General features: G+C 61.9%; 20 protein-coding genes and 1 pseudogene. 11 read left to right on the forward strand and 10 right to left on the reverse strand.

What is annotated here, in order from left to right; all coding sequences use genetic code 11:
- Positions 1 to 200 precede the first annotated feature (200 nt).
- Together AC0V6T_RS03850 and AC0V6T_RS03855 are read left to right on the forward strand one after the other, a co-directional pair.
- Positions 201 to 1,859 (forward strand): acetolactate synthase large subunit, encoded by a 1,659-nt coding sequence (locus AC0V6T_RS03850; RefSeq protein WP_486124487.1) that lies wholly within the window; start codon positions 201 to 203, stop codon positions 1,857 to 1,859.
- Positions 1,860 to 1,917: 58 nt separating this feature from the next.
- The gene (locus tag AC0V6T_RS03855; RefSeq protein ID WP_486124489.1) at positions 1,918 to 3,294 is read left to right on the forward strand and encodes an aldehyde dehydrogenase family protein; all 1,377 of its coding nucleotides are present in this window, start codon (positions 1,918 to 1,920) and stop codon (positions 3,292 to 3,294) included.
- 50 nt (positions 3,295 to 3,344) lie between these two features.
- Here AC0V6T_RS03855 and AC0V6T_RS03860 read toward each other — a convergent pair whose 3' ends face one another.
- Positions 3,345 to 3,779: a hypothetical protein gene (locus AC0V6T_RS03860; protein ID WP_486124491.1), complete on the reverse strand. Its 435-nt coding sequence runs from the start codon at positions 3,777 to 3,779 to the stop codon at positions 3,345 to 3,347.
- Entirely contained in the window at positions 3,769 to 3,999 is a 231-nt protein-coding gene (locus AC0V6T_RS03865) for a hypothetical protein (RefSeq protein WP_486124493.1), read from the reverse strand. The genes AC0V6T_RS03860 and AC0V6T_RS03865 overlap by 11 nt, the downstream gene beginning before the upstream one ends.
- A gap of 133 nt (positions 4,000 to 4,132) precedes the next feature.
- Between AC0V6T_RS03865 and AC0V6T_RS03870 the strand changes: the two genes are divergently transcribed.
- Positions 4,133 to 4,816 carry a S24 family peptidase gene (locus AC0V6T_RS03870; protein ID WP_486124495.1) on the forward strand — a complete coding sequence of 228 codons (684 nt, stop codon included), beginning with the start codon at positions 4,133 to 4,135 and terminating at the stop codon, positions 4,814 to 4,816.
- Here the strand turns inward: AC0V6T_RS03870 and AC0V6T_RS03875 are convergent.
- Positions 4,813 to 6,114: an NADH:flavin oxidoreductase/NADH oxidase family protein gene (locus AC0V6T_RS03875; RefSeq protein ID WP_486124497.1), complete on the reverse strand. Its 1,302-nt coding sequence runs from the start codon at positions 6,112 to 6,114 to the stop codon at positions 4,813 to 4,815. The genes AC0V6T_RS03870 and AC0V6T_RS03875 overlap by 4 nt on opposite strands.
- 135 nt (positions 6,115 to 6,249) lie before the next feature.
- Here AC0V6T_RS03875 and AC0V6T_RS03880 point away from each other — a divergent pair.
- Positions 6,250 to 6,892: pseudogene (locus tag AC0V6T_RS03880) on the forward strand (MBL fold metallo-hydrolase).
- Here AC0V6T_RS03880 and AC0V6T_RS03885 read toward each other — a convergent pair.
- Positions 6,877 to 7,194, reverse strand: coding sequence for a metalloregulator ArsR/SmtB family transcription factor (locus AC0V6T_RS03885; RefSeq protein ID WP_486124499.1), 318 nt, complete (start codon positions 7,192 to 7,194; stop codon positions 6,877 to 6,879). The pseudogene AC0V6T_RS03880 and the gene AC0V6T_RS03885 overlap by 16 nt on opposite strands.
- An 87-nt stretch (positions 7,195 to 7,281) precedes the next feature.
- Here AC0V6T_RS03885 and AC0V6T_RS03890 point away from each other — a divergent pair, with 87 nt between their 5' ends.
- Positions 7,282 to 8,268 (forward strand): acyl-CoA desaturase, encoded by a 987-nt coding sequence (locus AC0V6T_RS03890; RefSeq protein ID WP_486124501.1) that lies wholly within the window; start codon positions 7,282 to 7,284, stop codon positions 8,266 to 8,268.
- Here the strand turns inward: AC0V6T_RS03890 and AC0V6T_RS03895 are convergent.
- The gene (locus tag AC0V6T_RS03895) at positions 8,231 to 8,626 is read right to left on the reverse strand and encodes an MAPEG family protein (RefSeq protein WP_007164720.1); all 396 of its coding nucleotides are present in this window, start codon (positions 8,624 to 8,626) and stop codon (positions 8,231 to 8,233) included. The genes AC0V6T_RS03890 and AC0V6T_RS03895 overlap by 38 nt on opposite strands.
- A gap of 291 nt (positions 8,627 to 8,917) precedes the next feature.
- Here AC0V6T_RS03895 and rpmF point away from each other — a divergent pair, with 291 nt between their 5' ends.
- The 5 genes from rpmF to AC0V6T_RS03920 all read left to right on the forward strand — a co-directional run bounded on the left by rpmF (position 8,918) and on the right by AC0V6T_RS03920 (position 12,105).
- The gene (gene rpmF, locus AC0V6T_RS03900) at positions 8,918 to 9,100 is read left to right on the forward strand and encodes a 50S ribosomal protein L32 (RefSeq protein WP_007164719.1); all 183 of its coding nucleotides are present in this window, start codon (positions 8,918 to 8,920) and stop codon (positions 9,098 to 9,100) included.
- Between the two features lie 26 nt (positions 9,101 to 9,126).
- Complete coding sequence (gene plsX, locus AC0V6T_RS03905; RefSeq protein WP_007164718.1) at positions 9,127 to 10,227, forward strand: phosphate acyltransferase PlsX; 1,101 nt, start codon at positions 9,127 to 9,129, stop codon at positions 10,225 to 10,227.
- Positions 10,224 to 11,201 carry a beta-ketoacyl-ACP synthase III gene (locus AC0V6T_RS03910; RefSeq protein ID WP_486124505.1) on the forward strand — a complete coding sequence of 326 codons (978 nt, stop codon included), beginning with the start codon at positions 10,224 to 10,226 and terminating at the stop codon, positions 11,199 to 11,201. Before plsX ends, AC0V6T_RS03910 begins: the two co-directional genes overlap by 4 nt.
- Before the next feature lie 137 nt (positions 11,202 to 11,338).
- Positions 11,339 to 11,638 (forward strand): integration host factor subunit alpha, encoded by a 300-nt coding sequence (locus AC0V6T_RS03915; protein ID WP_486124507.1) that lies wholly within the window; start codon positions 11,339 to 11,341, stop codon positions 11,636 to 11,638.
- Positions 11,639 to 11,652: 14 nt separating this feature from the next.
- Positions 11,653 to 12,105 carry a MerR family transcriptional regulator gene (locus AC0V6T_RS03920; protein WP_486124509.1) on the forward strand — a complete coding sequence of 151 codons (453 nt, stop codon included), beginning with the start codon at positions 11,653 to 11,655 and terminating at the stop codon, positions 12,103 to 12,105.
- 22 nt (positions 12,106 to 12,127) lie between these two features.
- On the opposite strand, the gene AC0V6T_RS03925 is transcribed toward AC0V6T_RS03920, so the two are convergent.
- The 4 genes from AC0V6T_RS03925 to AC0V6T_RS03940 all read right to left on the reverse strand — a co-directional run bounded on the left by AC0V6T_RS03925 (position 12,128) and on the right by AC0V6T_RS03940 (position 17,793).
- The gene (locus tag AC0V6T_RS03925) at positions 12,128 to 15,550 is read right to left on the reverse strand and encodes an AAA family ATPase (protein ID WP_486124511.1); all 3,423 of its coding nucleotides are present in this window, start codon (positions 15,548 to 15,550) and stop codon (positions 12,128 to 12,130) included.
- A gap of 22 nt (positions 15,551 to 15,572) precedes the next feature.
- Positions 15,573 to 16,319, reverse strand: coding sequence for a thioredoxin domain-containing protein (locus AC0V6T_RS03930; protein ID WP_007164713.1), 747 nt, complete (start codon positions 16,317 to 16,319; stop codon positions 15,573 to 15,575).
- Between the two features lie 122 nt (positions 16,320 to 16,441).
- Positions 16,442 to 17,203: a thioredoxin domain-containing protein gene (locus AC0V6T_RS03935; RefSeq protein WP_486124513.1), complete on the reverse strand. Its 762-nt coding sequence runs from the start codon at positions 17,201 to 17,203 to the stop codon at positions 16,442 to 16,444.
- The gene (locus tag AC0V6T_RS03940; RefSeq protein ID WP_007164711.1) at positions 17,200 to 17,793 is read right to left on the reverse strand and encodes a DUF721 domain-containing protein; all 594 of its coding nucleotides are present in this window, start codon (positions 17,791 to 17,793) and stop codon (positions 17,200 to 17,202) included. The genes AC0V6T_RS03935 and AC0V6T_RS03940 overlap by 4 nt, the downstream gene beginning before the upstream one ends.
- Before the next feature lie 14 nt (positions 17,794 to 17,807).
- On the opposite strand from AC0V6T_RS03940, the gene AC0V6T_RS03945 reads away from it, so the two are divergent.
- Positions 17,808 to 18,845, forward strand: a complete 1,038-nt coding sequence (locus tag AC0V6T_RS03945; protein WP_486124515.1) for an A/G-specific adenine glycosylase — start codon at positions 17,808 to 17,810, stop codon at positions 18,843 to 18,845.
- On the opposite strand, the gene AC0V6T_RS03950 is transcribed toward AC0V6T_RS03945, so the two are convergent.
- A complete protein-coding gene (locus AC0V6T_RS03950; protein WP_486124517.1) occupies positions 18,842 to 19,063 on the reverse strand; it encodes a hypothetical protein in 222 nt (73 codons plus the stop codon). The two genes, AC0V6T_RS03945 and AC0V6T_RS03950, sit on opposite strands and share 4 nt — an antisense overlap.
- Positions 19,064 to 19,077: the final 14 nt, after the last annotated feature.

A 19,077-nucleotide genomic window follows, 5' to 3' on the forward strand; every position in this document is an offset into this window, starting at 1 on the left:
TTCCGCTTCGCCCTTGGATTCTGGCGGAATCCTGCAATACATGGCTCTGACGTCCGGCCATCAAGGCTGCGACACACACGACACGTACCGCGAGGACATGGGGTGCAGCCTCCACGTAGAGGCGTCCTTGCGCGAGCATTTTACGGTCACGGCGAAAGGCAAGCGACGGCCTTTTGCGAAGTATTGGGGGGAATACGAAAATGAGCGATACCAAAAAAGCGTCTGACGTCTTTATCGACTGTCTCGAGGCCGAGGGCTGCGAGTATATCTTCGGTGTGCCGGGTGAAGAGAATCTCGACTTTCTCGACTCTCTGGGCAAGTCGGACAAAATCAAGCTGATCCTCACCCGCCATGAACAGGGCGCAGGCTTCATGGCCGCGACGTATGGCCGCCACACCGGCAAGACCGGCGTGTGTGTTGCAACGCTCGGACCGGGTGCAACCAATTTCGTGACCAGCGCAGCTTACGCGCAGCTTGGCGGAATGCCGGTGCTGATGATCACCGGTCAGAAACCGATCAAGAAATCTAAGCAGGGCCGCTTCCAGATCGTCGACATCGTCTCGCTGATGGAGCCGGTCACAAAGTATTCGATCCAGATTGCAGCCGGCGACAACATTCCCAGCCGCGTGCGCGAAGCCTATCGCCTCGCCGAAGAGGAAAAGCCGGGCGCGACGCTGATCGAACTGCCCGAGGACATTGCCGAGGAACAGGCCACCGACTTCAAGCCGCTTCCCAAGAGCGTTGCGCGTCGTCCTTCGGCTGAGCCCAAAGCGGTTCGCGCTGCGGTGAAGGCGATAGAAGATGCAAAGAACCCGGTTCTCGTCATCGGAGCGGGCGCCAACCGCAAACTGTGTGGCCGGATGCTCGAACAATTTGTCGAGAAGACCGGCATCCCGTTCCTGACCACCCAGATGGGCAAGGGCGTGATCGACGAGCGGCACCCGAAATTCCTCGGCTGTGCGGCGCTTTCGGCTGGCGACTTCGTTCACCGCGCGGTCGAAGCCTCCGATTGCATTATCAATGTCGGCCACGACGTGATCGAAAAGCCGCCTTTCTTCATGAAGGACAACGGTGTCACCGTGATTTACGTCTCGACCAAGACGGCTGAGGTCGACCCGGTCTACTTCCCGCAGATCGAGGTCATCGGGGACATCGCCAACGCGGTCTGGCAGATCAAGGAAGACATCTCGCCCAACCGCGACTGGGATTTCGAACAGATGCTCGGCTACCACAAGGCTGAGCTTGAACACACCGGCAAGCTTGCAGCCGACGATCGCTTCCCGATCTTCCCGCCGCACCTTGTTCAGCAGGTCCGCGACGCGATGCCGCGCGATGGGATCATCTGCCTCGATAACGGGGTCTACAAGATATGGTTCGCGCGTGGATACACCGCTTACCTTCCCAACACCGTGCTGCTCGACAATGCGCTGGCGACGATGGGTGCAGGGCTTCCCTCAGCGATGATGAGCGCGATGCTTTACCCCGACCGCAAGGTCATGGCGATCTGCGGCGATGGCGGTTTCATGATGAACAGCCAGGAGATGGAAACCGCGGTGCGCCTCGGCCTCAATCTCACCGTGCTGATCCTGCGCGATGATGCATACGGAATGATCCGCTGGAAGCAGGCCAATATGGGCTTTGACGATTTCGGTCTGACCTATGGAAACCCGGATTTTGTCCAGTACGCTGAAAGCTACGGCGCGAAAGGTCACCGGGTGGAATCCTCCGCGCATCTGGCCGAGCTGCTGAAGCACTGCAACGAGACGCCGGGCGTCCACCTGATCGACTGCCCGGTCGATTATTCGGAAAACGACCAGATCCTAAACATCGACATCAAGAAGCTGAGCGCCGAGCTTTAAGTTTAGCGCTCGCGCACTTCATTCGATAAGCTCACAACCTCGCTCTCAGGGGAAGACCATGCACGAAGTCGTCAATCCGTTCGACCGTCAGAAGATCGGTGAGGTTCCGACGCACGATTGGGAGACCATCGACGGGTATCTCGCCAAGGCCGAGGCCCTGCACAAGAACCGCGATGGCTGGCTCAAAACGCATGAGCGCGCCGCGATCCTCGAAAAGGTCGTCGAGATCATGAAGGATCGCCGCGATCACCTCGCGATGCAGATTGCGGACGAAGGCGGCAAGCCGCTGATCGATGCGCGCGTCGAGGCGGACCGCGCGATCAAGGGCGTCGAGCTGTGCATCGAGGATCTGGGCAATGTGCGCGGAACCGAGATTCCGATGGGATTGAGCTCCTCGGGCGACGGTCGCCTTGCCTGGACTTCGCGTGAGCCGATTGGCCCGGTTGTGGCTGTGTCGGCGTTCAATCACCCGCTCAATCTGATCGTGCACCAGGTCTGTCCTGCGGTTGCGACCGGCTGCCCGGTGATCGTCAAACCGGCCAGTGACACGCCGCTTTCGTGCTTCGAGTTCGTCTCGATCCTGCACGAGGCTGGCTTGCCGGAGGATTGGGCACGCGCCGTCCTTCCGTCGCGCGATGCGTCGGAGAAGATGGTCACCGATAACCGCGTCGCCTTCTTCACCTTCATCGGTTCGGCAGGCGTGGGCTGGGGGCTTCGCTCCAAGCTCTCACCGGGCACGCGCTGCGCGCTCGAACATGGCGGGGTTGCCCCGGTGATCGTCGATCCCAGCGCGGATATCGACGCGGCGGTCGGCTCGCTTATCAAGGGCGGCTTCTACCATTCAGGCCAAGTCTGCGTCTCAGTTCAACGTGTCTTCGCGCATGCAGACATTGTCGATGAGCTTTCATCGAAGATGGCCGATGCTGCCAAGGCTCTGAAGGTCGGCAACGCGATCGAGGAAGACGTCGAATGCGGCCCGCTGATCCGGCCCAAGGAGGTTGACCGGGTCGAAGAATGGGTGAGCGAAGCGCGCGACGGCGGGGCCAAGGTCCTGTGCGGCGGTGAGCGGCTCGGCGACACGACATACGCGCCCACCGTGCTGCTCGACCCGCCCAAGGATGCCAAGGTTTCCACGCAGGAGGTCTTCGGGCCGGTGGTCTGCATCTACACCTACACCGACGTGGACGAGGCGATCGCGCAAGCCAACTCGCTCGACGTTGCGTTCCAGGCGGCGATCTTCTCGAACGACCTTGCGAACACGATGCACACCTATCGCAACATCGACGCAGCCGCGGTGATGGTGAACGACCACTCAGCATTCCGCGTCGACTGGATGCCGTTCGCAGGGCTCAAGCATTCGGGCCACGGCGTTGGCGGCATTCCCTACACTATGCATGAAATGACCATCGAGAAGATGATCGTCATCAAGGCGTAGCCGGTTGCGAGGGCCCACTCGGGCCCTCGTCCTCGGCGCTATTCCTTAACTCAGCTTTCCTCCAGAAGCAGCAGCACTGCTGTTACCACCATGCGCTCGTCTTCGCCGAAGCGGTGGTCGACCTCTCTGATGGTGGCATCCGCGACAAGCTGGCCGGGGATAGTGAATTCGTGCTCGGGCAGGTTGGCGATGAACTCTTCACCAACCGCGACAGCATCCGCACCGTTGAAGTCGAGCATCACTTCGTGCCGCGTACCCGCGAAGGTGATCGAACTCCACGCCTTCTCCTCGTGTGTGAGCAGGTCGGCGCGCCCCTCGGCCAGCATCAAGAGCGCCTCGCGCACCCGGTCAGCTGTCGTTCGACGCGGGCGATAGCGGCGACCTGCGGGCCGAGCAGGGACTTCAGCTGTGGCGGCGGACTTGGTTTCAAGCGCCGCGCTGACGCAGGCAAGCGGCGCGGCAAGCAGGGAAGGGTCATACAGCATGGGCAAGGTCCTTGGTTTCGAGAGTATCGGTGTGTGAAGCCGCTGACGCTGCGGCAAACTCGGCCATCCAGTTGAGCGTACGCGCTTCGGTTCGCGGACGCGGGATGCGGCCCATCCGCAAGTCGAGGACGAAGCGCGGATCACCCGCGGCGAGCCGACCGAACTTGGTTGCAGGCATTTCGTGAGCCCTGAGGAATTGCTCGACTTTCCGAAGCAGCATTTTTGATCCCTTTCCTGGTCATTCCGGACTTGAAGAAGCTGGGACGCCTGCACCGCGAATTGCTCAATGTTCACTAAACGTTCCACCTCAAATCCTACTTGTCTAGGAAAAATCCTTTGTGTAGGAAGAATTCATGACAAACGCCTCCGACACCTCACTCGACGCACCTCGACAGCGCCTGCTTGATCTGGCGCAGGAGCGCGGCGCCAGCCTCGCGAGCCTTTCGGTGCTGATCGGCAGAAATGCGAGTTATCTCCAACAATTCATTAAGAAAGGTTCCCCGCGAAAGCTCGAGGAAGGAGACCGGAAAGTGCTCGCGCAGTTCTTCGGGATTTCGGAAATCGAGCTTGGCGGAACTGAGAGCGTGACGCAGGAAATATCCTACGAAACTGGATCTGGCAGTGCCGATTCGGCTCAGTGGGTGGAGGTTCAACGCCTTGCTATCGGCGCATCAGCGGGACCAGGCGCCTTGCCAACGGAGGAGGCTGCGTTCGATACATTCCGTTTCTCGCGCCGTTGGCTGGCCGAGCAGGGACTCAGTAATGCGAAGCTGTCGGCAATCACGGTCGAGGGGGATTCGATGGAGCCTTTGCTCAATGATGGTGATGAGATCCTCATCGACCGCACTGAGCGTGCGTTTCGCGACGGTGTGCACGTCGTGCGGCTTGGCGAAACGCTGATGGTCAAGCGCGTTGCCCGTGCGGGGGCAGGGCGGTTCGCCTTGCTAAGTCAAAACCTGGCTTACCCGCCGGTCGAAGTGGCCGCCGACGAACTGGAGATCATTGGCCGCGTGGTCTGGAAGAGCGGCCGTATCTAGAGCACGCCGCCGCGCTCGCTCTTGCGCTTTGCAATCCAGGTGGCGTGCTCGTCCTCGACCCGGCGCCAAGCGCCGAAGACCGAGAGGCCCTCTTCAGGAGCGCCCTTGCGGCCCAGCGAATAGATCTGCTCGTAAAACCAGAATTGCGTGGCAAATCCGGCCATGGTCCGCACGAGCTTGATCCGGGTGAGGAATGAAAGCGGACCGGGCAGCAGCGAAAGCTCGTCCTCGAAGCGCGGGAGGTCCTCCTCGCCGGCCAGCAGGTGGTTGGGGCCATCGGGTTGGGCACACAACGGACGGCCAAGCCCGATAAGGTCGGCTGCGCCTTCATCCAGCGCCTGCTCCATCGCTGCGCGGGTGCGAAAGCCGCCGGTGACCATCAGCGGGACCGATACGGCATCCTTCATCGCCTTGGCAAAGTCGACGAAATAGGCTTCGCGCTTGAGCGTGGATGCTGCGACTTTCGGGTTGTCGGCCGGTTCGGTCCCCTCGATCCCCAGCAGCTTGGGCTGTTCGTATGTGCCCCCTGAAATCTCGATCAGGTCGACGCCAAGTTCTTCAAGCCACTTTACGACCCTGAGGCTGTCCTCGAAGGCAAAGCCCCCTTTCTGGAAATCCGCGCTGTTGAGTTTCACTGCGATGGGGAATGCCAAACCCACTGCCTCGCGTGAGCGGCGCACGACCTCGGTCAAAAGCCGCGCGCGGTTTTCGAGGCTGCCGCCCCATTCGTCGCTGCGCTGGTTGGTCTTGGGGCTGAGGAATTGCGAGATCAGGTATCCGTGCGCCGCATGGACCTGTATCCCGGTGAAGCCAACTTTCTTGCAAGTTTCGGCAGCGCGGACGAAGCCTTCGATCACGGCCTCGATCTCGTCAGCCTCAAGCGCGACAGGTTCGCCGAACTGGCCACCGGGCAGGTCGAGCTTGACCGCCGATGGCGCCTTCGGATGCGGATTGACGATGGCCATCGTCTGCCGCCCAGCATGGCTGATCTGCGCCCAGAAGTGATTGCCATTGGAAGTGCCGGCAGCAGTCCATTTGCGGAATGCCGTCAGCTCGTCTTCGCTCAATTCGCGGTCGATGATGACATTGCCGGGGCGTTCGAGGTGTTGGGCGTCGATCTGGATATTGCCCGATAAGAGCATCCCCGCACCACCTTCGGACCAGATGCGATAGAGTCGCTCAAGCTCCGGCGTTGGCAGGCCATCGGTGTCCGCAAGCCCTTCGGTCATGGCAGCCTTTGCGAGGCGGTTGGGAATGGTCGCGCCGCAGGGAAGGTTTAGAGTGGTGTCCAAGGCCATGTTTGTCGCTCTCCCGGTTTCAACTTGTTACCGATAGCGCGGCGGTGGCGATCGCGCACCTTGCTCGTCCACAACTTGCAATTGGTAGAGCGACCCGCCATTTCACCGCGCATGACCGATACGCCCATTCCCCCGATGAAAGCCGCGATTATCCCGGTGACGCCGCTGCAGCAGAACTGCTCGCTTATCTGGTGCACCAAGACGAACAAGGCTGCACTGATCGATCCGGGCGGCGATCTCGACAAGCTGAAAGACGGCATCGCCAAGGCCGGGGTCGAGATGGAGAAAATCCTCATCACTCACGGCCACCTCGACCATTGCGGTCAGGCAGGCATGCTCGCTGAGGAACTGGGTCTCTCCATCGAAGGGCCGCACAAGGACGATCTGTTCTGGATCGAGCAGCTCGACAGCGACGGTGCGCGCTATGGCATGACGGCGCAGAGCTTTACGCCCGACCGCTGGCTTGAGAACAATGACACGGTGACGGTGGGCGACCTCACGCTCGACGTGATCCACTGCCCCGGCCACACGCCCGGCCATGTGGTGTTCTTCCACGCGCCGAGCCGCTTTGCGATCGTGGGCGACGTGCTGTTCCAGGGATCAATCGGACGCACCGATTTCCCGCGTGGCAATCATCAGGACCTGATCGATTTCGATCACGCAGCGCCTGTGGCCGCTGGGTGAAGACGTGATGTTCATTCCGGGACACGGACCGACGAGCACTTTTGGCCGCGAGCGCAAGACCAATGCGTTCGTTTCGGACTACGCGTTGTCCTGATCGCCCTTTGCCATCGCCCGGCTCTCTCGCTTTAGAGGCCGTGAAACGGGGCAGACTTCCTGCACATAGCCGTTGAGCGTGTTGGTGAGGTTCTCGCGAACCAGCCGGTAATGCACGTATTGCCCGCGCTTCTCGCTTTCCACGAGACCTGCGTTCTGGAGCACGGTGAGGTGCTGCGAGACGGCTGGCTTGGAGATGTCGAACCGCTCGGCAATCTGGCCGGCGGTCAGTTCGGACTCCGAGAGGTACGCCAGGATCTTGCGGCGCACGGTCGAGGCTAGGGCTTCGAAAACTTTCTGCATGATAGCTGGGTATATAAGCGCTTGCTTAATCGCTTACCAGTGCGCATAGGTATTTAAGTGATACATTAATTACCTATGGAGTTGCCGATGATTCGTTCCGAGGATGAGCAGGCAAGCGAAGGCGCGCAAAGCCGCGACCGCTGCGAGGTGAACTGGATCGTCGACACTCCCGGCGCGGACCCTTCCAAGGGCGAAGTGCGATGGGATCCGGTCCACAGTGCATGGAACGGCGGGATGTTGCTGGCATCGCTCGCCCTCATTCCGTTCTTCACTACGCCCACAGCGGTGGCGGTGGGGCTGGGACTGACGGGAGCGATGGTGCTGCTCGGCCACTCGGTGGGGTTTCATAGACTTCTGATCCACGGCAGCTTCGAGACCACGCCCGTCCTGCGGCGCTTCCTCATCTGGTGCGGCGCGGTTGCGGGAATGAGCGGGCCGATCTGGATCGTCAAAACCCACGACCTGCGCGATTGGGCGCAGCGGCAGGATGACTGCCACGACTACCTCGCGCACCGCAGGCCGATGCTGCAGGACGCATGGTGGCAGCTGCACTGCACCCTGAAGCTCGACAATCCACCGCGCTACAACGTCGCAAGGTTCGAAGAGAGCCGCTTCATTCGCTGGCTCGAACGTACATGGATGCTCCAGCAATTGCCGATAGCGGCGCTGCTATACTGGCTAGGCGGCTGGCCGTTCGTTGTTTGGGGCGGGTTAGTGCGCGTCACCCTGACCGTGCACGGTCACTGGTTTGTCGGCCACCTCGCGCATCGGCGCGGGCCGCAAAGCTGGGAAGTGCGCGGGGCAGGGGTGCAAGCCCATGACGTGCCTTGGGCGGGTATCCCCACGATGGGCGAGGCGTGGCACAACAACCACCACGCATACCCCGGCAGCGCGCGCATTGGCCTCAAACCCGGTCAGAGCGACTGGGGCTATCGCTTCATCCAGGTGCTGGAGAAACTGGGGCTTGCCTGGAACATCTGTCTGCCAGAGCACATGGCTGGCAGAGCGACGAAACTGGTAGAGGTCGATCCTACCGTCAAAGCACCCGTGCCGCAATCAGCGCAGCCACAATAGCAAGGCCGAGCAGCGTCAGCAGGGTCACGATCGTCCCGATCAGGCGCCCCATCTTGAACGAGCCGCCATCCATGCCGAATGCATGCGCGATGCGGGCGATGAAGTAGAGCGCAGCCACATATTGCAGCCAAGCCTGGCCTGTCCCGGAAAGTTCGATCACGAGAATCAGCGCGAGCACAAACGGCGTACTCTCGACGAAGTTTGCCTGCGCGCGCATGCGCCGGATCAGCGGTTCGCAATCCTCATCGCCGACATAGACTTTCTCGGCGTTGCGCACCGCGCCGATCCGCAGCATGAGCCAGACATTGAGAATTGCCGCCGCCGCAGCCGCGGCCAGCGTCACAGGAAGCAGTGCCATTGAACGATCCCCTCGCGTTTAATTATCAAGTCCCCTGCTTGGCCCTCACGCAGATGGCTTGCAACCTTTGAGTTTTGCGCTATATCGCGCGCCTTCCCGCCAGACCGGCTCGGACGCTTTCGCCTGGGACATATGCCTTCAGGGTATATGCCTTGTGCGCATCGCGGCCTTGCCCTAAGGGCAACGAGAATACGCCCTAAGGGCAACACCGACACGCCCTTCGGGCATTTTACGAAACACGCTGCGCCTAATCGGCGCAAACAACGCATTAATTGAGGAAGTGGCTTAGCCATGGCAGTCCCCAAGAGAAAAGTATCCCCGCATCGTCGTGGCAATCGCCGCGCACACGATTCGCTGAAGGTCGAAGCATTCCAGGAATGCTCGAACTGCGGTGAACTCAAGCGCCCGCACCACGTGTGCTCGGCATGCGGCTTCTACAACGGCCGCGAAGTGATGGTGCCCAAGGGCATCTAAGCCGTCATTAAAGAAGGACCAGGCGCATGACTCTCCCGCGTATCGCTGTTGATGCGATGGGCGGCGATGAAGGCGTGCGCGTCATGGTCGAAGGCGCTGCGCTTGCGCGGCGTGAATATGACGACTTCAAGTTCCTGTTGGTCGGTGACCAGCAGCGCATTGAACGTGCGCTCGATACGCATCCCGGCATGGCCGGCGCCAGCGAGATCCTCCATTGCGATGACGTGATCAGCGGCGACGAACTGCCCTCGCGCGCTATCCGACGTGCCAAGACCACCAGCATGGGCCTTGCCGTGAACGCGGTGAAAGATGGCCGCGCAGGCGCTGCGGTCAGCGCCGGCAACACCGGCGCGCTGATGGCGATGAGCAAGATCGCTCTGCGCACGCTTCCCGGCATCGACCGTCCGGCACTCGCCGCTCTCTTGCCGACGCTCGAGCCGCACGACGTCGTGATGCTCGACCTTGGCGCAAACACCGAAGCCGACGCGCGTAACCTCGTCCAGTTTGCGGTGATGGGCGCGGCCTATTCGCGCATCGTCAACGGGTTTGAGAGCCCGAGCGTGCGATTGCTCAATATCGGCACCGAAGAGATCAAGGGTACAGAAGCCCTGCGCGATGCTGCCGCGCAGCTGACTGCAGCAACCGCCAACGGCAATTCCAGCCTCGCCCTTCAGTTCGACGGCTTCGTCGAAAGCGACAAGATCAACCGCGGCGAAACCCATGTGGTCGTGACGGACGGATTTTCCGGCAACATCGCTCTGAAAGCGATCGAGGGATCGGCGCGCTTCGTGACGGACCTCTTGCGCCAGGCCTTTACATCCTCGCTTCGTTCGAAGATCGGCTTCCTCGTGTCGCGGCCTGCGACCGAGCTTCTTCGCCATCACCTTGATCCGAACAACCACAACGGCGCGGTCTTCCTTGGCCTCAACGGCGTGGTCGTCAAAAGCCACGGCAGCGCGAACGCCAAGGGCGTAGCGAACGCGGTTACCGTCGCGGCCCGTCTGCTCGAGAACAAGCTGACACAGCGCATCGCTCACGACCTTGCCGAACTGGGCGAGGACGCGCTTCGCAAGGGCGGGAATGGCGCATCGACCGGACCATCCGAGGAAAGCGGAGCCGCAGCGTGACAGGCTCGAGAATTGTTGGATCGGGCTCTGCGCTACCTCAGCGCATCGTCACCAACAACGAACTGGCAGAGCGGGTCGACACCTCGGACGAATGGATAATCGAGCGCACCGGCATCCGCCAGCGTCACATTGCCGGCGAAGGTGAGACCACGGCCACGCTTGCAACCGACGCGGCACGCGCCGCGCTTGCCGATGCTGGGCTGGAAGCTGGCGATATCGACCTCATCGTTCTTGCTACGGCAACTCCCGACAACACCTTTCCTGCAACCGCAACAAAGGTGCAGCATGCTCTCGGCTGCAAGAACGGCCCTGCATTCGATGTCGGTGCGGTGTGTTCGGGTTTTCTCTATGCGCTCACAACAGCCGATTCGCTGCTCGCAACCGGCTCTGCGAACCGTGCATTGGTGATAGGCGCCGAAACTTTCAGCAGAATTCTTGATTGGGAGGATCGAACGACCTGCGTTCTTTTCGGAGACGGCGCAGGCGCGGTTGTGCTTGAAGCACCTGATGCAGCGAACCCAGCAAAGACCGGTGGTCCGGGCGTTCTCGCAAGCCGGCTTCACGCCGATGGCGCGCAGCATGATCTGCTTTATGTCGACGGTGGTCCGTCAAGTACGCAGACTGTCGGACATTTGCGCATGAAAGGCCCCGAAGTCTTCCGCCACGCGGTTGTCAATCTCTCCAGCGTTCTGAAGGAAGTGATTGAAGACGCAGACGTTTCTGCGTCCGATATCGACTGGATCGTCCCTCATCAGGCGAACAAGCGCATCCTCGATGCGACCGCCAGAAAGCTCGGAGTTTCCGACGAAAAGGTTGTCGTGACGGTCGACAAGCACGCCAACACTTCGGCTGCATCTGTACCGTTAGCCTTCGATGTTGCGCGCAAGGACGGGCGGATCAAAGCTGGCGATCTGGTGATGTTCGAGGCCATGGGCGGCGGCTTCACATGGGGTGCAAGTCTCGTCCGCATGTAGTCACGACAAAGCCGATTGGCTTAACCGCACAGGGCAAAACTCGTCCGACTTCGCGCAGTGCAGTTGCGCAATACCCCGTTTTTCAATAGGATTGTCACATTAACAGGGGTCGCGTTCTCTTTAAGGAGGGGAACAGCATGCGTTCAGTGGGCACTTTGACCCGGGCCGATCTGGCCGAGACAATCAATCGCAAGATGGGCCTGAGCCGGGCTAAATCGCTCGATTTGGTTGAGTCTATTCTGACCAAGATGTCAGACGCTCTGGCTAACGGCGAGAATGTGAAAATTTCCGGGTTCGGCAGTTTCGTCCTTCGCGACAAGAATGAGCGCATTGGCCGCAATCCCAAAACCGGGGTGGAAGTACCGATCACTCCGCGCCGCGTCCTTACTTTCCGTGCAAGCCAGCTCCTCAAGGAGCAGATCGCGAAAGGCGCCTAAGGGCGTCTGGCGGCATGGTCGACTTCAACGACGGCAAGGACAAGTCGGCGCTCCGAACCATCGGAGAGGTCAGCGAAGCGCTGGGTATCAAGCCCCACGTTCTTCGCTATTGGGAACAGCAATTCGCTTTGCTCAAGCCGATGAAGCGCAGCGGCGGACGGCGTTATTATCGGCCCACCGACATTGAAATGGTCGAAGCGATTGACCGGCTCATCAATGAGGAAGGTTACACGCTCAAGGGCGCCGAAGCGGTGCTTCGTTCGGGCGGTGGACCCAAGGGCTCTGGCGCCAACCGTCGCACCGGCGAAGATCGTCGCATTGGCGACAGGCGCGCCGACGCGGACGAAGTGGGCGAACCTGTCAGTCTGAGCGTCTCGCCCGAACAGGTGCTGACCCCAGCGGTTGAGGAAACCATTGCGCAGCTCAAGACGCTGCGCAATCGCTTGGCAAAGGCGATCGAAGCCTAGTTTCTCGAAGAGATTGCGGCGCTTACTCGGCCGCCATCAACGCCGCTTCGCCCAGATCAACGCTGACGAGGCGCGAGACGCCTTTTTCCGCCATCGTCACACCAAACAAGCGGTGCATCCGGCTCATTGTCACCGCGTTGTGGGTGACAATGAGATAGCGCGTCTTGGTCGTGCGAACCATGGAGTCGAGCAGATCGCAGAAGCGTTCGACATTGGCATCATCGAGCGGCGCATCGACCTCGTCGAGCACGCAGATCGGCGCGGGGTTGGTCAGGAACAGCGCGAAAATCAGTGCGGTCGCGGTCAGCGCTTGTTCGCCGCCCGATAGCAGCGAGAGCGATTGCAAACGCTTGCCCGGTGGCTGGGCGTAAATCTCAAGGCCCGCTTCCAGTGGATCATCGCTATCGACCAGCGCGAGATGCGCCTGGCCGCCTTGGAACAGGCGCGTGAAGAGCACCCGAAAGTGCCCGTCCACCTCTTCGAATGCCGCGCGCAGGCGCTCACGGCCTTCGCGGTTGAGATTGCCGATGGAAGCGCGAAGGCGCGCGACAGCTTCGGTCAGTTCAGCCTGCTCGCTGGCATTCGCGCCGTGCTCTTCCTCGATCCGGGCGAGTTCTTCGGCAGCGACAAGGTTTACAGGGCCAATCCGCTCGCGGCTGGCGGTGAGGCGGTCCATCTCTTCCGATTCCACCGTCGCCGGCTTCACGTCCGCTTCGTCGAATTCGAAGCGTTCGGCCAGCAGCGGGGGAGGGCACTGGAACCGTTCGCCCGACACACGCGCCATTTCGCTGCGGCGGGCTTCCTCGTTCTCGGCGCGCGCGACCAACGTGGCGCGACCTTCGCGCGCAACGGCGAGCGCTTCCTGCGCTTCTGCAAGTGCGCGTTCGATGGTGCGGCAGGCGTCCTGGCACGCATCCATGACCGATTGCGCTTCTTCAAGTTCCTTGGTCAGGCGCGCGCGAACCTGATCGCCTTGCTCGATTTCGCGCATGAGGGCGGCTGGCTTGGCAGCGATGACTGCGCGCTCTTCCTCGATTTCTTCAAGCCTGCGCCCGGCTTCGGCAACGCGTGAGGCTGCTTCGCCCGAACGCGCTTTCCAGCTCGATTGATCAGCCTGCTGTGCGGCAAGGCGTTCGCGTGAGACTGCAAGGCCCTGATCATGCGCGGCGAGTTCGGCAAGCGCGGCTTGCACACCGGTTTTCGCGGCCTCGTGCCGGGCGCGCGCCGCGTCGAGCGCTGCTCGGCCCGCATCAGGCGGCGGCAAGGCAGCGCGCGCGTCTTGAGCGGCCTTCAATTCGCTGCGAGCGCCGTCCAGTTGCTCGTCGAGATCGCTTGCAGATGCGGCAAGTTCTTCGAGCCGAGCGGCAACGCGTTCCTTTGCTGCTTCCGCAGAATCGAGACGGCGCAGGCTCGCGCGTTCAGTTTCGATAGCGCCTGCGAGCTCGCGTTCCTGCGCGACGAGAGCGGTTTGCAAAGCCGACAATTCTTCGCGAGCCGTTGTCTCGTTCGCCTGTGCGATTTCAGCCGCGCCGCGCAAATCGGGAAGCTGCAATTCGAGCTCGGCCAGTCGGTTCGCAGCTTCGAGCCGCGCAGCCTCAGCTGAACCTTCGCCGCGGGCGATAAAGCCGTCCCAGCGACGCAGATGCCCTCCTGTCGTCACCAGCCATTCGCCGGCACCAAGGGCGCGGCCATCGTCACTGTCGGCCACATGCACCAGCGCGAGGCGGGCGCGCAGTTCCTCGGGGCAATCGCGTACATAATCGAGCAGGCTGTCGGTCACTTGCGACGGCGCGTCGCTGCCGGTCCAGTACCGTCCGTCAGATCCATCGGGAGCTGCGCCAATCGGCGATTTTGCATCGCGGCCCAGCACGGCAGCGATGGCGCGTTCGTAGCCTTTTTCGACCGCTACCTTGTCGAGCGCAGCGGGCAGGCCCTTGCGACCGGCTTCGCGCTTTGCACGCGCATCGCGGTCGCGGGCAAGAGCGGTGTATTCGCGTTCGATCCCGGCGAGTTCGGCGCGCGCCGTGGAGAGTGCGGCCGATGCTTCGTCACGCGCAGTCTGAAGATCGCCCTTGCGCGCCTGTTCTTCTTCAAGCCGGGTGCGCAAGCGGCTGACTTCGGCAGCGGCGTCGTCAGCGGCTTCGCGCGCTTCGGTTACGGCGACCTCCGGGTCTTCACCGCCAGATAGCTCTGCACGCGCTGCCGCAATGCGTTCGCCTTCGCGTTCCAGCCGGGAAAACCGCGTCTGCGCCTGTTCGATCGCGGCCTCGGCAACGCGCCATTCGGCTTCGACACCCGCATGATCGGCGGTGGCCTTGGCAAGGTCGAGTTCGGCGGTTCGGCTGGCGCGCTCGGTCTTTTCCGACTTGTCGGCGAGTGCCGGACGCTCTGCCTCGGCTTCGGTAACGCGTGTGCGCGAGGCTTCGAGTTCGCGCTCAAGCTTCTTCAGCGCTTCGGCAGCGTCGTTGGTGAGGCGGTCCGCTGCCACCCGATCTTCTTCAAGCCGTTCGCGTTGACGCTCAAGGTCGGCAAGCCGCGTTTCGGCTGCTTCCAGCTTTTCCGACAAGGCCGCCATGCGGTGCCCATGCGCGCTGGCATCGTCGCGGCGGTCGGCGAGTTCGTCGCGCGCTTCGGCAAGTTTTGCCGCTGCTTCAGCCTGTTGCTTCTGCGCCTCCGCGGTCAGTCGGTTGGCGTCGGCAACCTTGGCTTCCGACGCTTCGGCAGCCGCGCGTGCCTCCTTTGCGGACGCCGCCGCATCGCGCCAGCGGGCGAAGACGAGCCGCGCTTCGGCATGACTGATCTGTTCGGTGAGCTTGGTGTAGCGTTCGGCCTGCTTCGCCTGGCGCTTCAGGGACGCCATCTGCGAATCGAGACCCGCCATCAGGTCTTCGAGCCGCTCGAGGTTCTTCTCGGTCGAGCGCAGTTTGCTTTCGGCATCCTTGCGCCGCACGTGAAGCCCGGCGATCCCGGCGGCCTCTTCGAGCATCATGCGCCGCTCGGCAGGTTTGGCGGCGATGACCTGCGCGATCTTGCCCTGACTGACCAGTGCCGGGCTGTGCGCGCCTGTCGCGGCGTCTGCGAAGGTAAGCGCGACGTCCTTTGCACGAACATCGCGACCGTTCACGCGATACGCGGAACCGGCGCCTCGTTCGATGCGACGGGTAACGACGAGTTCTTCGTCATGTTCGTCGCTCGCATGTAGGACGACTTCGGCAAAAGCGCGGGCAGGGCGGGTCGACGTGCCTGCGAAGATCACGTCTTCCATCCCGCCAGAGCGCATCGATTTGGGCGAGTTTTCGCCCATGACCCAGCGGATCGCTTCGAGCAGGTTGGACTTGCCGCAGCCATTGGGGCCGACGACCCCGGTCAGGCCCGGTTCGATGCGCAGTTCGGCCGGCTCTACAAAGCTCTTGAAACCAGAGAGTTTGAGCCGGCTGATCTGCATATGCGTGTCTGTTTAGCCCCGCTTATTCCTGCCGCGCACCGGCGCGCTGGATCAGCGGCTCTAGCTCGCCCCAGCCGATCACATCGAGCTTGCGACCGTTCAGGAGGAAGGTCGGCGTCGAGTTGATGCCAAGCTCATTCGCCTGCTCGGACGAATTGTTGGCTATGCTCTCGATCGTGCTGACATCAGAAAGGCAAGCGCGTTGCTGGTCAGCGGAAATCCCGCGTGCCGCGAAGAATTCGACCAGCCCGGCGGCCTGCGCAATGCCGATAAAACGCTGTTCGGGCGGAGCGTTGCCAGCGGCCTGATATGCAGCGTTGTTGCTGTTCACGTTGTTGAAGAAGGCAGGCAACTGTGCCCAGGCCATGTCGGACAGGGTCTGCATGTTCTCATCAGCGCCGCACCGCACCAGGGTCGCGATGGTGAGATCGATCGGGTCGCGAACGAGGTTGCGCTGTTCGAAGCTGACCACGCCGGTTGCGACATATTCCTTGATCGGTTCCTTGGCGGTGGCAGCGAACTGCGCACAGCCGCCGCAGGTATGCGAGGCATATTCGACCAGCTTGATCGGCGCATCGGGATTGCCGAGGATGTATCCGTCTTCCTCGCTGACCGTCACTGTCTCGGTCCAGTTGGTGCCGTCTGGGGCCGCAATCGGCTCGATCGCTTCACTCGAGGCGACATCGCCTTCCTCGCCGCCGCACGCGGCAACAGCAAGCGCGAGCGGCGCTGCGAAAGCAAGCTTGAGAGAAGTGCGGATCGTATTCATGGTCGGACGTATCCTTGGAATCGAAGGGAAAGACTATCGCGGTGGGTTGTAGAGCCCAAGCGCTCCGGGGGAAGGGCTTGTGCAAAAATGTGCTGAAACTGTGAATTAGACGCCTGAATTGATCAATCCTGTGCGTTTCCGGGACGGAAATGTTCGCTCAATACCGGATAAAGCGCGTCCCACGAATGAACCTGCTCCAACAGCTCGCCATCGAGCGCAAAGCTCGGCGTGCCGGGAACGGCGAATTCTTCGCGGTCAGCATCACCATTGCGGATCAGCGCAAGCGCGGCCTCATCATCGGCAAGGCATGCACTGATCTTGACCCGGCTCATGCCGGTATTGGCAAGCATGTCGTCGAAATCGAGCGCCGCCGCCATGTTGGCGCGCGATGCTCTGTCGCCTCTAGCCCAGCTCTGCATTTGCGATTGCGGGGCTCGCTGCGCTTTCGCCATCCAGCTGTCCTGACGGGTGAGGAACATGCGGTGGCGATCCTTCATGCCCGACACATCGCCGCACTGCACCAGCAGCGAGACGGTGAGGTCGATCGCGTTTCGGATCACCGGGCGGATCTCGAGGTTCATGTGGCCGGGCGCAAGCACGGTCAGGTCAAGCGCGCCTTCGCCTTCCTTGGCAAAGGTGGCGCAGTGGCCGCACGTGTAGCTGATGAATTCGATCAGGCTCGCCTCGGCGTTGGGGTTGCCGATGCGAAAACCACGCTCGGTGCGCTCGATCTCGGCATGCCATGCGGCGCGGCGACCATCGCCAACAAAGGCGCTTCCCGGATTGGAAAGTTGGTTGTCCTGCGAAAGCGGCGCCTGCTGCGCTCCAGCGGGAAGGGCAAGCAAGGTGGCGGCTGCCACTCCTGCCAAAATCGATCTTCTCACGTCTCGTCGTCTCTCTTTGTCTTGTCCCCGTCGCCCATACTGCGCGCGAGGCTTTCCAGCACGGTGCGCAGCTCGGGATCGCCGATGTCGCGCAGGCTGTCTCCCAGTTCCATCGGGATCGGCTTGAGCGACGGCGGCGCTTTGGGTTTCTCTTGAGCATTTGGCGGCTTAACCGCGCCTTGCCGAATTTTCGCGCGCGCGACGGCGTTGTAGCCGAAAAAGCGGTTCACCCGCTCGATGATTTCCGGGAGCACCTGCTGGATCAGCGGTGCGTGGGCGGGTGTGACGACAAGCTGCAGGATGCCCTCGGACTTCTCTCCCGGCGGAAAGCGGATCGCTTCGGGTGAGCAGACGCGCGCATGGACCGGCCCGACAATTTCGGGCCAGCGAGTGACGACCGAGCTTTGTACGAAGCCAAAGCGGCGAAAGGCGGTGCGCCCGATTTCGGGCATCAGATCGCCAATAGCCTTGGGGCCGCGCCCGCGTGGTCGCTCATACGGTTTGGCGGCCTTGCGCGGACGTCCCCTGGCGCTGGGCTTCGGTTTGCCCGAATTCGTGGTCTTGTCGCTTCCCATTTCGCTTCCAGCCATGCCATAGGCGCGCCGTGACTGCTAGCGCTTCAGACAAGCTTCTCGACTGGTACGACAAACACGCCCGCGAGCTTCCATGGCGCAATCCGCCCGGAGAGCCTGTGCCGAACGATCCTGCGTGGCCTTATCGCGTGTGGCTGTCCGAGGTGATGCTGCAACAGACCACGGTTGCTGCGGTGAAGCCCTACTTTGCCAAATTCACGACCATCTGGCCGACCGTCTTTGATCTTGCCGGGGCGAGCGATGATGAGGTGATGGCGGCCTGGGCGGGGCTCGGATATTATTCGCGCGCTCGCAATCTCGTTAAATGTGCGCGCGAAGTGGCGTCTCGCGGCGGCTTTCCCTCGACAGAGACGGAACTTCGTGAGCTTCCCGGCCTTGGCGCGTACACCGCAGCGGCGATTGCTGCGATTGCCTTTGGCGAGCGCGCCGTGGTGGTCGATGCCAATGTTGAGCGGGTGGTGGCGCGGCTGTTCGATATCGAGGAGCCTCTGCCGGGCGCGCGCAAGGCGATCCGTCAGCGAGCCGACGAGATTACTCCCGAGCACCGCGCCGGGGACTTCGCGCAGGCGATGATGGACCTCGGCTCTCAAATATGCACCACCAAGTCGCCGCGCTGTCTGCTGTGTCCGCTGTCCGAAGAATGCGAAGGCCGCAAGGCGGGCGAGCCCGAGCGGCTACCGGTCAAACCGCCCAAGAAGGCCAAGCCCGAGCGACGCGGCACCGCCTACTGGATCGAGCGGGAGGGTAAAGTCTGGCTCGTGACGCGCCCCGGCACAGGGATGCTTGGCGGCATGCGCGCGCTGCCCGATGACGGCTGGAGCGCGCGCGAAGACGGTTCAGGCGAGGCCCCGATTGCTGGCGAAGTGCAGGAATTGGGCGCAGTGCGGCACACTTTTACCCATGCTCACCTGACTCTTAGAGTGGTGCGCATTGAGGCGACCACCGCCCCGCCGGGTGATGGCGAATGGTGGCCGATTGGTGAGATTGAAAAGGCAGGCCTGCCGACGCTTTTCGTCAAAGCCGCGCGGTTGGCGCTGGCCAGAAATTAAACGAAGCCGCCACCCAAAGTCAGGCGAACCGCAGCGATCAGGCCCACGATCAGGCAGAAATTACGCCCGCCTGTTCTCGAGGACAGCGCCCCGATCACCACACCAAGCGCAATCAGCGGCAGCGCGAGCCAGTTGGCCCAGCCCAGAAATGGGATCTGCGCGGGGATGACGATAACAAGGCTGATGAGCCCGATGAGGTATGCGAGTATGTTTCCCATGTGTGTTATATGGG

Source organism: Erythrobacter sp. S158 (assembly GCF_057364915.1).

Bases quoted from the DNA above. Each gene is read 5' to 3' on its own strand.
- AC0V6T_RS03855 (WP_486124489.1), top strand. From the start codon at position 1,918: ATGCACGAAGTCGTCAATCCGTTCGACCGTCAGAAGATCGGTGAGGTT.
- AC0V6T_RS03895 (WP_007164720.1), bottom strand. From the start codon at position 8,626: ATGGCACTGCTTCCTGTGACGCTGGCCGCGGCTGCGGCGGCGGCAATT.
- AC0V6T_RS03870 (WP_486124495.1), top strand. From the start codon at position 4,133: ATGACAAACGCCTCCGACACCTCACTCGACGCACCTCGACAGCGCCTG.
- AC0V6T_RS03930 (WP_007164713.1), bottom strand. From the start codon at position 16,319: ATGAATACGATCCGCACTTCTCTCAAGCTTGCTTTCGCAGCGCCGCTC.
- AC0V6T_RS03875 (WP_486124497.1), bottom strand. From the start codon at position 6,114: ATGGCCTTGGACACCACTCTAAACCTTCCCTGCGGCGCGACCATTCCC.
- AC0V6T_RS03915 (WP_486124507.1), top strand. From the start codon at position 11,339: ATGCGTTCAGTGGGCACTTTGACCCGGGCCGATCTGGCCGAGACAATC.
- AC0V6T_RS03850 (WP_486124487.1), top strand. From the start codon at position 201: ATGAGCGATACCAAAAAAGCGTCTGACGTCTTTATCGACTGTCTCGAG.
- AC0V6T_RS03890 (WP_486124501.1), top strand. From the start codon at position 7,282: ATGATTCGTTCCGAGGATGAGCAGGCAAGCGAAGGCGCGCAAAGCCGC.
- AC0V6T_RS03920 (WP_486124509.1), top strand. From the start codon at position 11,653: ATGGTCGACTTCAACGACGGCAAGGACAAGTCGGCGCTCCGAACCATC.
- AC0V6T_RS03885 (WP_486124499.1), bottom strand. From the start codon at position 7,194: ATGCAGAAAGTTTTCGAAGCCCTAGCCTCGACCGTGCGCCGCAAGATC.
- AC0V6T_RS03860 (WP_486124491.1), bottom strand. From the start codon at position 3,779: ATGCTGTATGACCCTTCCCTGCTTGCCGCGCCGCTTGCCTGCGTCAGC.
- AC0V6T_RS03865 (WP_486124493.1), bottom strand. From the start codon at position 3,999: ATGCTGCTTCGGAAAGTCGAGCAATTCCTCAGGGCTCACGAAATGCCT.
- AC0V6T_RS03940 (WP_007164711.1), bottom strand. From the start codon at position 17,793: ATGGCTGGAAGCGAAATGGGAAGCGACAAGACCACGAATTCGGGCAAA.
- plsX (WP_007164718.1), top strand. From the start codon at position 9,127: ATGACTCTCCCGCGTATCGCTGTTGATGCGATGGGCGGCGATGAAGGC.
- AC0V6T_RS03950 (WP_486124517.1), bottom strand. From the start codon at position 19,063: ATGGGAAACATACTCGCATACCTCATCGGGCTCATCAGCCTTGTTATC.
- AC0V6T_RS03925 (WP_486124511.1), bottom strand. From the start codon at position 15,550: ATGCAGATCAGCCGGCTCAAACTCTCTGGTTTCAAGAGCTTTGTAGAG.
- rpmF (WP_007164719.1), top strand. From the start codon at position 8,918: ATGGCAGTCCCCAAGAGAAAAGTATCCCCGCATCGTCGTGGCAATCGC.